The organism is Pseudonocardia sp. P1, from assembly GCF_000178675.2.
In the GTDB taxonomy this organism is placed as follows: Bacteria; Actinomycetota; Actinomycetes; order Mycobacteriales; family Pseudonocardiaceae; genus Pseudonocardia.
The window spans coordinates 329,491-340,919 of sequence record NZ_ADUJ02000002.1 but is presented as its reverse complement, the minus strand read 5'-3'; the positions used below and the strand labels follow the sequence as shown (position 1 = coordinate 340,919).

Sequence of the window (11,429 nt, the reverse complement as noted above, 5' to 3'; positions counted from 1 at the left end):
GGGCGGCATCTCCAACCGGGCGCGCTCGTGTCGAGAGCGGCCCCGGGGTACCGACTGCCGTCACTCCTGCGAAGGGTCTCTCCTTGCCCGTGGTGCGTGGGAGGCGGCGCAGCGAGGCCTGGGGCCGCTCGCTTATGCGGCGCTGCGGATGGAATGCAGGAGCGCCCGGACTAGGCGTGTTCTCTGCTTGACTGGGCCCAAAGCCCGAGTTCGTAGCGGCCCTGGTGGACGCCGTTGAAGAGGGCGGGGAAGCTCTTCTTCGAGTCGCAGTCTGACAATGCGGGAACAGCGCGGAGGATCCGCGGGCGGACCACGTCGTAGTCTTCGTTCATAAAACGAAGCTGGTCGCCGACCAACTCGTCGAAGTACATCAGCGGGGCGCGGCCGACGCGCCCAGCTGATGCGATCCGGTGCCGGGCGGCAGCGAGCCGTTGAAAGCACCACAATACGGTGAACCAGGCTTGCCTAGTCGCCTCGATATCACCAGCCCGGATCCGCTCACTCTCCTGGAAGGAGACTCCTCCGAGGACGTTGCGGGCCTGGGCCACCTCGCCGGTGGTGAGGTCGATATGTGCCTGCCGGGCGAGTTCCATGAGCTGCCCACGGAATGTCATGCGGGCTATCACTACTGCAAGAAGTGCGGCAGTGGCAGACAGGACGCCGGCGAAGGCGGCAACGATCTGTGTCACGCCGACCAGTCTGCCCGTCGCCGCCTGACGCTCAGTGGGCGACCGTCCTCGATCGGGAAGTGCGACCGGAGGCGGGACCACCCACTGCTCCGTAACGGTCCCGGAGTGAGTCGAAGCCGCTTCGTCGTCTTGGAGGTGTGGTGCGCAGCCCTGTCAACCTTGCTGCCTGCTGCAGGAGACGGCTCACCCACGTCGCAGCCGGGCGCGGCGACGCTCCTCGGTTTGGGCGACGTGGTCTGCGGCCGCGACGTCGACGGGCGCTACATCTACGACCGCAACGCGCTCACCGCCATCACCTGCATGGACCGACCACACCGCATCCCGCAGAACAAACCGAGCTCGCCGCCGAGTGCCTGCCACGTCGATGGCGAACGAGCGTTTCAAGCCACGGCTGCGTCGCGCGCTGACACACCGGCGGCAGGTCCGACCTCGTCGCTCGGTCAGCGATAGATGCGTCCCTGGCTATGTACGAAGCTCCACGCCCCGCAGCGGTATCGATCTCTAGATGTCAATGTTTCATTGACGTCAACGGACCGTCAACGAAGGAACGACAACCCAACCCCGCCACGGGGGTACAAGCAGGCGCGTGCCGACACCACGGCGACCGCCGGAGGGCGGGTCCGTCACAGCCCGGAGCGGGGGAGCGGTCAGGACCGGTGACCCGATCAGCGATCTGCGCAGACGCCGGAATCGTCCGTGACTGTCAGAGCGCTCGCCGCCCGGTGCTCGCTGCGATGCGCAGCTGGTGGTGGTGGCCAGGTGCGGACTGTCCCTACTCGCCGGCGACCGCTGACGCCGCACTACCCTTCGCCCGGCGACGGTCGGCGGGCCGACGCCGGAGCGCGGCTACGCGCACGCGCCGATGCTCGGCGGTGCAGGTGCTGATCGCCGTGGCGCCCCGCCTGCATGGCCGAAGTAGCCGCCGCTGACGGGAAACACCGGCCGGGCCCACTTCTCCCGGGAGGCCGTCGGCTTGCTCGCGCCCGGTCCCCAATGCGCGCCGTTAACGGGTGCCGCGCAGGGGCCTCCCTCCGGACCGTGCCCCGCGACGACCTCGAAGCTCAGCCGGCAGCGCTGACGACCGTCGGTAGAGTCGTAGGCATGTGGATCCCAATCGCCAAGCGCCCCCGCACCGCCTGAGGCGGCGCACGCCGCCGACCGGTCCGGCCTCACCCGTGTCGACGTGGACCCGATGTGTAGGCGTGGCGCCGCGTTCCCCGTAGCACGAACCGGGACGACGCGACCGTGGACACCACCCCCGCCGGCCACGAAGCCGGCACCACCGACAGCCCGACGCACCCCGCAGCCCTGCTCGAGATCAACCAGTGGCTGCGCTGCCCGCACTGCGCCGCCACCCTCCGTCGGCCATGCGGAACCTGGCATGCCCGGCAGGGCACTCCTTCGACATCGCCCGCCAGGGCTATGTCTCCCTGCTCCGCGGCGGCCGCAGGCGACACCGCGGCGACAGCACCGCCATGGTGGCCCGCCGCGAACACTTCCTCGGCCAGGACCACTACCGACCGCTGCGCTCCACCCTGACCTCGGTCGCCGTGGAGCTCGCCCCGACCGAGCCGAGACTGGTCGTCGACCTGGCCGGCGGCACCGGCCACTACCTGAGCGCTGTGCTCGACGGCCTGACCCAGCACTGGGGGCTGACCACCGACCTGTCACCGGCAGCCCTACGCCGGGCCGCACGAGCCCACCCCCGAGCCGCCGCGATCGCCTCCGACGCCTGGGAAGAGCTGCCGCTGGCCCCCGGCACCGCAGCCCACGTCCTCAACGTCTTCGGACCACGCAACATCACCGAGATCGACCGCGTCCTGGCCGACGACGGCGTACTCCTCATCGCCACGGCAGCACCGGACCACCTCCACGAGCTGCGCCGACTCGACGGAACCCTGGGAGTAGCCCCACGTAAGCGCGAACGCCTGCAGGCGGCGTTGCGGGCGTTCGAACCGGTCATCCGCCAGCCGGTGACATGGCGACTGGCGCTGTCCAGGCCCGAGGTGGCGAACCTGCTCGGTATGGGACCCACCGGCCACCACCTCGACGAGCGAGAGATCGAGGCGCAAGTTGCGCGACTACCACCCCTGGTCGGGGTGACCGCCTCGATCGACGTCGTCGGACTCCGACGCCGTGGATAGATCCGGCCGTCGCCCGCCGATGCCCTCGAACCCGGTCTGTCCCGGTGACCGGTCACCTCCCGCAGTGGAAGGCCGCGGCGCCGAGCCGGGAAGACGAGGACCCGCGGAGTGGACGTGGAACAATGTTGCTACGCCCTGCGACATCACCCACGCCAGCGAGATCCGCCATACCGGGTCGGGCAGCATGGCCAGTGCCAGCGCGTTCGTCGCGTCGACGAGAGCAGGGTCGCCACGAGCACGAGCGCCACGGCGCCGATCTCTCATCCGCCTCGACGCGAGGCGAATGTCCGGCGTCGATTCACCAGATAGACCACGGTACTGCCGATCGCGAAGCTCACGATCCGCGCCGGGCTCCGGCGCCATCGCCAACGCGACGGCCAACTGTAGACTGCTGAAATCGCGAGTGCGCCGCCGAGAAACCGTGTCGCCTCCGCCTCCTGAGACGGGTCCGCGGTTTCTACTAACTGCTCTGCGCAAGCGCTATGCAGCTCTGAGCAGGCGGTCGAGAGCTACGGCTGGACCTGGGCGGAGCCCGCTGTTCCGGTGTGGCACACCGACCGCTCGCGCGGCTGGACCCGCTGGCGCTCGAGCACGGCCGCCGGTCGACCGGAAACTGCTCGCCACCCGCCTACGGCGGGCGGAACTGGTGTCGACAGTTACAGCCGGGCGGGACGCCGGCTATCGCCCGTCGAGCAGAACAGGCGGCAGGTATCGGATATCGGGAGCCGGCGGATGTCACGAAACCGGAACACCCCGGTCTGTTGCCCCTGGGGTTGGGTAGCCTATGGCCGAATACCGATCGAGCAGAAGAGAGACCGCCGTGGCGCAGATCCACACCGTCCGATTCATCGACGACCTCACCGGCGGAGAAGCCGACGAGACCGTGTCGTTTGGACTCGACGGCAAGCAGTTCGAGATCGACCTGTCGACCAGCAACGCCGGCGAACTCCGGGACAAGCTCGCGCCGTTCCTGACCGCCGCTCGTAGCAGCGCCACGGCCACCCGTCGTGGCCGCGGCAAGGCAAGCGCCGTCAGCACAACCGGTGCTGAGGCCCGGGCACACAACCAGGCAGTGCGGGCATGGGCTCGCGAGAACGGCTACACCGTCTCCGACCGAGGCCGCCTCCCCGCCGAGATCATGGAAGCCCACGCCAAGCAGAGCGGCTCCACCCGCGCTCCGGGCAACACCGTCCAGTTCAGCGGCTGACCGGCGCAGGACATAAGCGAATTACAGACCCCGGCATTCGTGGGCTGCCGTACCGACTCCGATACGGCGTAGGCCGGAGTAACTGGGCTGGGGCAAACACCGCGCTGCGTCGCGGCCGGGCCGCGCTAGACGTCCCCTCTGAGCGGTGCCTCGCCGCGGGCGGCCCGCGCGCGGTTGATCTCGTCCAGGTCTTGCGGCGATAGCGGCTCAGTGCGCCCGGGTACGCTCAGTGGGGCGCCCGGCGCGACCGTCAGCATGATGACGCGTCCGTCGGGGTCTGTGCGGGTCTCGCGACCGGTCGGCACACCCGGGCCGGCGAGAACTGTGATGCCGAGACGGAGCCGATTGGTGCTGCGGTCAGGTGCACCGGGATAGATCTCCAGTACCAAGCCGTGCTCGAGCTCGGTCGAGTAATGCACCGGCCCGCCGCCGTGCTGCTCGCGGACCAGGCGCAAGCCGAGACCGCTGTAGAACTCACGACAAGCCTCAAGCTGCTCGGTGTAGATCACCAGCAGCGACAGCGGGCCAGGGGCGATATCGGCGCCGGTGAGGTCACCGACGGACTGCGACCCTGCAGGATCCGACACGGTCAGCGCTCCGATTCCCGCCACCTAGAAGGCAGACGGGAGGCTGCCGTGGTCACGACGCACCGTGGGGCCGTCTCCGGTCCCTGACCGTCGACCAGCCACGGACGACGTCGGTACAGACCAGGACGGCGGCGAAGAATCCGGATACGGCGACCTGCCACGGCTGTCCGCCGACGCCGAGCATCCCGACCAGACCGCCCGCCCCGACCAGGGTGGGAAAGCCCAGCGGCACCGAACGAGTGGGAACAGCTGCCATCGTGTCCTCCATCAGGCCCGAACTGACCTCGACGACAGGGTATCGCCTCGACGAGGCACAGCTGCCCGATTTCGCCTGTGACGCCCGGTTCGGCCTGCACAACCGGCCACAGCTCACGGCCGAGTTCGTACCGAACTGGACTCTCCTGCGCCCGTCACCCGAGAGCGACGAACGGCTGGCTCCTCCGACCGGTCGCGTCGAAGGAGCCGGTATCGGCTCACCGGGGCTCAGGCCGGGGCGTCGATCAGCTGCTTGGTGCTGCGGCGGAAGGCCCAGACCACGACCAGGGCGGCGAGCACGGTCAGCGGGGTGCCCATCGCGACCTTGGTGATCGCCAGCCAGGTGGTGGAGTCGGCGAGGTACAGCCACTCCTTGACGACGAAGCGGGCGCCGAAGACGGCGGCGGCGGCGAGGGTCGCGACGTCGTGGGCGCGCAGGACGGTCCGGTCGCCGCGCCAGTCGTGGGTGCCGCCGTGCACGGCGTTCCAGACCAGGCCGCTCAGCGGGCGCCGGGCGAGCACGGAGCCGAAGGTGACGAGGAAGCCGGCGGCCGCGGCCCAGATCCCGATCAGGAAGAAGTCCTTGGCCGAGCCGGTCCAGGCCACGACCCCGGCGGCGACGGCGACGCCGGCCAGGCTGCCCGCCGCTGCGGTGAGCTTCTCGCCGCGCACCGTCCGGAAGACGGTCAGCGCCAGGCCGGAGCCGATCGCGATCGCGATGGTCAGGGGCAGGGACAGGAACGCGTTGGCGGTCACGAAGACCACGACGGGCAGCGTCGAGTAGACGAACCCCATCGGGCCGCCCATCTGGTCGAGCAGCGTCGGCTTCGGCTGCCCGGTGGCCGCCGTGGCGTCGGCTGCATCTGCTGCGGCGGGGACCACCGGGATCGGCCGGGTCGCCACGTCGTCGATGCGGTGGGGGGCGTGGTCCTGGACGGTCATGGTCTTCGAACCTCTTCCGATGGGGAGCGGGGTGAGCTGTCCCCAGCAGAAGGTGTGCCGCTCCGGCACCCTCAACCCCGATATGACCGGCGTCACTATCGCGTGGAGCGGTCGCCGGGTCGGAAGGGCATGACCCGCCCGGCCGCACCGTGACCGGAGTTGATGTCGTCAGCGGCGGAGCTCGCGGCGCGGAGTAGCCGTGACCACCGGTAGCTGCCTGCCGCAATCAGGAAGCACCCGTCGCCCGCGAGGCCGGCCTGGCCCACTGAACAGGGGGAGGACCTGGCAGGTCACCCACCGCTCGGGTCGTCGCGTCGCTTCTCGATCTCGGTCAGAGCCCGGAGATCGTCGGCCTCCTCGAGCTCCGCGCGCCGCGCCTCCTCGACCCGACGACGGGCATCGAAACGCGCGTAGCGGTCGTCGGCCACCGCCTTCGCCTCGGCCGCCGACACCGATCCGGCATCGCGCAACAGTGGACGCTCGTCGAAGTCGATGAACCGGTCGGTCTGGCTCACCCACTCCGACATCAGGATCGACTGGCGCCGACGAGCCCGGTCCTCGGCGAAGTCCAGGAAACGCGTGGTCAGCAGGTTGAGGTCAGAGACCTCCTGCTCACTGAGATAGTTCTTGGCCACCGTCACATCGGCCTTGCCGACCCGGCCCCCAGAGAACGAGGTCAGCCCCATGTTCGGGGCCTCGGCATCGCAGCGCATCGTCACCAGTTCCGCCGCGGTGTGCTCGGTGATCGCATAGATGAGCTTGTTCTGGATGGTGGCGAAGAACGCCCGCGCAGTACCGGACTCCTTGTCGTAGTCGGCACTACTGATCGCGAACAGCTCGCGGACCTTCTGGTAGAAGCGCTGCTCCGAGGCACGGATATCGCGGATACGCTCGAGCAGCTCGTCGAAGTAGTCCACGCCCGGCTGCTGAAGCCGGCGATCGTCGAGCGCGAAACCCTTGATCAGGAAGTCGCGCAGCGTCGTCGTGGCCCACTGCCGGAACTGCACCGCGCGCGGCGACGACACCCGATAGCCCACCGCCAGCACCATGTCGAGGTTGTAGACCTTCACCTCGCGACGGACCTCTCGCGAGCCCTCCCGGCGAACTCTCAACTCAGAGTTGATAGTTGCCTGGGTCACCTCGCCGTCGTCGAGAATCCGCCCGATGATCTGAGCGATGTTCTGCACCGACGTCGCATAGAGCTCCGCGAGTTCGGCCTGCGTCAGCCACACAGTGCCACCGGCCGCGCGCAGCCGAACCTTCGCAGCGCCGTCGGCGCTGCGGTAGACGACGATCTCCTCGCCGCTCACGACCCAGCCCCCGGCGTCATGGCCCGGACCGACACGAACACAGTCTCTGCAGACCGTCCCCGGCCGAACCACTGAGCTCGTCGACAGACGGGTCCTAGGACTGCGGCTCGCCCTGTCGGGGTATGGCCGCCCACCTGCCGGGCAGCACTTGCGGCAGGATCCCGGCGCTGCTCGGCGCCCGTCGAAGCGGACTCGGTCACGACACGAAGTGTCCCGCAGCCTGAATCGGCGACACCGACGCCTCGCCGACAAGTGCCCCCGAGCCCGTCGCAGGCCGAGAGCCGCCGGCTCGGAGATCCGGCGGAAGCCCACTGCGCGACCCGCGGCCAGCTACGTCGCCTGCCGGCCGCACCACCCATGCGGGTCCGCGGCCTTGATGGGACACCCCGCAAGAGCGTCCGCAGGTTCGTTCTCCCCGGCCGATCCGGCCAACATCCAGCCCGGTGACCTCGCTGCCGACCCACGCGTCGACCCCATATGGTGATCAGGTGACGCGAACGTTCGCGGCCGTCACCGACAGCACCCCGAGAAGCAGTACTCGGGCGTCGCCCGGTCCGGTGCCATCGTTGCCCGCAGTGTTCGTGACAGGGGCCCGGGAACGAGGCTGTGCGCGCCGGGCGGTATAGATCCGGGACGACCAGACGTGGTGCCGTCGCGGGCGCGAGCGGGGGAGTGGTGCATGGATCAGGTGCTGGACACCGCGGCGACGATCGCCCTCGACGTGCGACCCGTCCTGAGCTACGCGATGGCGCACAACGGGATCCCGGTCGTGTCGCGGCTCACCGTGGACGGCATCGACCGGGACGCGCCGGGCGCCCGGATCATCCTGGAGGTCTCCGACCGGACCGGACCGATCGGGACACCACAGGACATCGTGATCGACCGCCCCGGCCAGGCCGGCTCTTCGACTCGCTCGCGGCGTACGAATGTGAGCCGGTGAACGACCGTGCGGCCGAGGCCCGCGCCGCCGCTGCGGCGCGCGGGAAGCATGCCAGCGGCCCCGGCCGGACTGAGTGCCGCCACCATCGTCAGCTCCGAAGCCTGTACGCCCCGGGGAGTCGGTCACTGACCTGGCGCGCTCGTTCAAGATCAGCCGGCCACGGCGTTGCGAATGCACGGCGAGGCCCGGCCGCGACGGCCAGCGCGTGAGCGTCCCCTTCAGGTGTATCGGATCCGCCGCTGGTCGAACAGCTCAAACGCCCGGTTGATCAGCAACATGAGCGCGCCGACCGACTGCCAGTGATCGTCCTCGTCAGCGGCCATGAGCCCGTCCACACCGTCGGCGGCGGACGTGCCCTTGCTCTCGGTGAACTCAACCCGGCCCAAGCTCGACCAGCGATAGCCGTGAGCGCTGCCGCTGAGCATCTGCCAGTGCAGCTTGTAGCCCGCGGCCATGCTCATCTCCCCGGGTTCCGGAGGCTCGTGGCTCTCGTATCGCGTCAGCACGTCCTTGATCAGGGTCGTGTCGTTCGGTCGGGTCTTCACCTCAGCGGATGTGAAGCCGATCGATTCCCCGGCGGTGACGGCCCTCGTCATCCACTCCGTACGAGTCTCGATAATCGTCGCCATGCCCTCGTCGGCCTCGCCGGTCTCGGCGATGTCCTTGTAGGCGTTGCGCTCGTTGCGCCACTCCTCGTGCGCGATGCGCAGCCCGCGTAACTGCCGAGTGCGGCGGTCCGGTCCGTCGAGTAGCCACAGGGAGTGGGCGGCCCCGATGAGCCCACCGCGGGCAAGGGTCTGCGGCGCCATCGGATACGACAGGCCATCCCGGACGAGGACGTGCAGGAACAGGTGCAGGTGGTCGACGGCGTGGGCGATGCCGAACCAAGCAAGGTGACTGATCGAGCTGACCGGGAACAGCGCGTCGTCGGCGGCGAGGCTGCTGCCAGGATGGACCGGATGCGGGGTGACCGTGGTCTTCGCCCACTGATCGACGATGTCGGCGGCCCGGCGTAGGCGCTCGCCCGTGGTGAACTGGTCTCCGGCCGGGTCGGACATCATGACCAACTAGTCAACCAGGCTGAGGCCGGCAGAATAGAGCCGTCCACCCGCCCGTCGTACGTTTTGCGCCGTGTTGTCGTCTCACTGCCCGTGACCAGCGCCGTTCATCGCGTCCGAACGGTCCGTCGGCGCCATGCGATGGCGCAGTCTTCTGATTTAGGCGAACGCTTGCGGCATGGAGAAGATAGCCGAGTTCCGCCCGCACTGTGATCAGCTCGTCGAGATGATCGACACCGGCGGCGGCCCCGGCGCGAACGAGTTCAATGACCCGGTCGTGTTCACCAATCACCTGCGAGACGACCGGCGGGCACCGGATCTTGTCGTGCGCACGCCATGCCCGGCATCCGGGATGAACACGGCTCTCGCCCGGCCGCGGCGGTAACAGGATGGGTGCGACCACGCCGCTGTGGGTGACTATCCTGCTCGCGGTCATGACTCCGACGCTGACCCTCGCCGGTGTCCTGTGGACGCAGCGCGCGGCCGACCGCAGGGCCGAGCGTGAGGCAGAGCTTCGCGTCGAGCACGAGCGGGAAAGGGCCATGCTGGAGCGCGTGCACGTCGTGTACGACGATCTGCTGACCAAGGCCAACGCATTGACGGTGGCTGCAACTGACAGGAAGGACTTCCTCGTCGTACGCCTCCTCGCTAGTGATGCGGTTCGGTGACGGGGCGTCGTAGAGCGGGTCCGCGACGAACCCTCGAGCGGGTGGCGACGGAGCTCGATGAGCCCCAGTGCAGCCAGCTCCGCTTCGGCACGGCCGAGCTCGGCGGGATCACCGATGCCCAACCGGTTACGCAGGACACCGGCTTCTGAGTCGAGATAGGGGGCCCGGTCGGTCAACGGCCGTAGCGCGCCAGGACGCGCTCACGCGCCGCGCTCGTCGACAGCTGTCCCGCCGCGACGTCGTCGAGCATCGCCAAGCCCTCGGAGCTGGGCTCGAGCCCTTCAGCACGCACCGACGCCAGCGCCTCATCCACATCGGCACGTCGGGTTGCGGCGTCGACGAGCTCCTCGTACTGCGACACCGACATCACCACTGCCTCGGGTTTGCGATGCGAGCCGACGAAGACCGGCTCCGCGCCAGGCTCCTGAACCCGCCTCAACGTCGCCGCGAGTGCCGAACGGAACTCGCGGAACGACAACACCTCGGGACGCAGCCGCATGCCACGAGCGTACTCGAATGCGTACGCATTCGGGTACGCCCACCGGCGTCGAGAGCGTCATGCGGACGCCGAGTCGGCGCCAGTGGCTCCGGAATCAGGCCTCCGTCCGAGGGAGGGCACCGCGCGCCGCCGAGCCCGTGCCGACACGAGCCTCGCGGGCAGCCGCTGTGATCGCACTCGTCCTTACGATCGCCGTCACGCCCGGACCAGGCGCAGAGTCAGGCTGCAGCCCTGATCGGCAGACACGTGCGAAGCGGCCCAGCCGCCTGTGCTGTGCGTCATCCAGGCAGGCGACGCTTCCTCTCGGTGAACTCACGTGCACTGATCCGGCCGGACGAGTGCAGTCGCGTGAGCTCCTCGAGCCCGGCGTCGCGCCGCTTCCGCGAGCGGGCAGTGGCCCCACGAGACCGGACCGCGCTGAACCCGGAGACCACATCCAAGGTCCGGCCAACGACCTCGACCACAGTGCTCACGCCACGACCTGTCCGTCGCAACACACCCGTGGCGACAGGGTGCCACCGGCCTCGACGAAACACCGCCTCAAGCTCGCCCGCCGGGCCGGGGACAGAGGCCGACCGTCGTGGCCCGGGCCGGGTCGCCTCAGCCCGTCGATCGGGCACGGTCTTTCGCGGTCGACGCGACGGCGTCAAGCGACCTCGGCGGCCTTCCACGCGAGCCAGTCCGGCCGGACAAGGTCCTTTCACCGCAGTAGGCGCGTAGCTCCTGTTCGGCTGCCACGCGACCTCCCTCCCCTTGGGGCGTGCACCGCCACCTCTGCCGCAAGAGCCTGACCGGCTCGGGGCCGCACCATTGAGCGACCGGACGAACCGAACCGCGACGCCCCGGCACCCCCTTACGGCGCCGGGGCGCTCTCCGCGTTCAGGCGCCGTAGACTTCCCACGCCAGCGCTTCCCCCGCGGCCCGTAGCTGTCCGCGCGCCCGAGGGAGACCACGGCCATGCCCGACGCTGACACCACCCGCAGCGAACCGTTCGCCCCCAGCCGTGGGACCTGCGGTGGAGCCGCGATCGGTGGCCGGACGGGATTCGCCCCGTGCTCGCGCCCGATCGCCTGGACCGGAACGATCTTCTTCTCAGGGCCCCGCACCACCTGGCGGGCGTTCACCTGCCA

Annotated in this window: 12 protein-coding genes; 4 read left to right on the top strand and 8 right to left on the bottom strand. The window is 69.4% G+C overall.

Features of this window, described 5'->3' with window-relative positions; translation table 11 throughout:
• Window positions 1-170 precede the first annotated feature (170 nt).
• The gene (locus PP1_RS31045) at window positions 171-689 is read right to left on the bottom strand and encodes a hypothetical protein (RefSeq protein WP_010243372.1); all 519 of its coding nucleotides are present in this window, start codon (window positions 687-689) and stop codon (window positions 171-173) included.
• A gap of 1,367 nt (window positions 690-2,056) precedes the next feature.
• Here PP1_RS31045 and PP1_RS31040 point away from each other — a divergent pair.
• Window positions 2,057-2,833: a putative RNA methyltransferase gene (locus PP1_RS31040; RefSeq protein ID WP_139324231.1), complete on the top strand. Its 777-nt coding sequence runs from the start codon at window positions 2,057-2,059 to the stop codon at window positions 2,831-2,833.
• An 820-nt stretch (window positions 2,834-3,653) separates the two neighbouring features.
• The gene (locus PP1_RS31035; RefSeq protein ID WP_010243368.1) at window positions 3,654-4,040 is read left to right on the top strand and encodes a histone-like nucleoid-structuring protein Lsr2; all 387 of its coding nucleotides are present in this window, start codon (window positions 3,654-3,656) and stop codon (window positions 4,038-4,040) included.
• A gap of 125 nt (window positions 4,041-4,165) precedes the next feature.
• On the opposite strand, the gene PP1_RS31030 is transcribed toward PP1_RS31035, so the two are convergent.
• The 4 genes from PP1_RS31030 to rhuM all read right to left on the bottom strand — a co-directional run bounded on the left by PP1_RS31030 (window position 4,166) and on the right by rhuM (window position 7,134).
• Window positions 4,166-4,627 carry a VOC family protein gene (locus tag PP1_RS31030; RefSeq protein WP_010243366.1) on the bottom strand — a complete coding sequence of 154 codons (462 nt, stop codon included), beginning with the start codon at window positions 4,625-4,627 and terminating at the stop codon, window positions 4,166-4,168.
• A 52-nt stretch (window positions 4,628-4,679) separates the two neighbouring features.
• Entirely contained in the window at window positions 4,680-4,883 is a 204-nt protein-coding gene (locus tag PP1_RS31025; protein ID WP_139324232.1) for a hypothetical protein, read from the bottom strand.
• Between the two features lie 227 nt (window positions 4,884-5,110).
• Window positions 5,111-5,824 carry a DUF3159 domain-containing protein gene (locus PP1_RS31020; protein WP_010243362.1) on the bottom strand — a complete coding sequence of 238 codons (714 nt, stop codon included), beginning with the start codon at window positions 5,822-5,824 and terminating at the stop codon, window positions 5,111-5,113.
• A 290-nt stretch (window positions 5,825-6,114) separates the two neighbouring features.
• A complete protein-coding gene (gene rhuM / locus PP1_RS31015) occupies window positions 6,115-7,134 on the bottom strand; it encodes a RhuM family protein (protein ID WP_010243360.1) in 1,020 nt (339 codons plus the stop codon).
• 679 nt (window positions 7,135-7,813) lie between these two features.
• Here rhuM and PP1_RS31010 point away from each other — a divergent pair.
• Window positions 7,814-8,074 (top strand): hypothetical protein, encoded by a 261-nt coding sequence (locus PP1_RS31010; protein WP_029240105.1) that lies wholly within the window; start codon window positions 7,814-7,816, stop codon window positions 8,072-8,074.
• Between the two features lie 218 nt (window positions 8,075-8,292).
• Here PP1_RS31010 and PP1_RS31005 read toward each other — a convergent pair whose 3' ends face one another.
• Entirely contained in the window at window positions 8,293-9,135 is an 843-nt protein-coding gene (locus tag PP1_RS31005) for a hypothetical protein (protein ID WP_010243356.1), read from the bottom strand.
• Window positions 9,136-9,145: 10 nt separating this feature from the next.
• Window positions 9,146-9,568, bottom strand: a complete 423-nt coding sequence (locus tag PP1_RS31000; protein WP_139324233.1) for a hypothetical protein — start codon at window positions 9,566-9,568, stop codon at window positions 9,146-9,148.
• Here PP1_RS31000 and PP1_RS30995 point away from each other — a divergent pair.
• On the top strand, window positions 9,567-9,800 hold the full coding sequence (locus tag PP1_RS30995) for a hypothetical protein (protein WP_139324234.1): 234 nt from the start codon (window positions 9,567-9,569) through the stop codon (window positions 9,798-9,800). The genes PP1_RS31000 and PP1_RS30995 overlap by 2 nt on opposite strands.
• Before the next feature lie 172 nt (window positions 9,801-9,972).
• On the opposite strand, the gene PP1_RS30990 is transcribed toward PP1_RS30995, so the two are convergent.
• Window positions 9,973-10,299, bottom strand: a complete 327-nt coding sequence (locus PP1_RS30990; protein ID WP_010243349.1) for a type II toxin-antitoxin system Phd/YefM family antitoxin — start codon at window positions 10,297-10,299, stop codon at window positions 9,973-9,975.
• Between the last annotated feature and the right edge of the window lie 1,130 nt (window positions 10,300-11,429).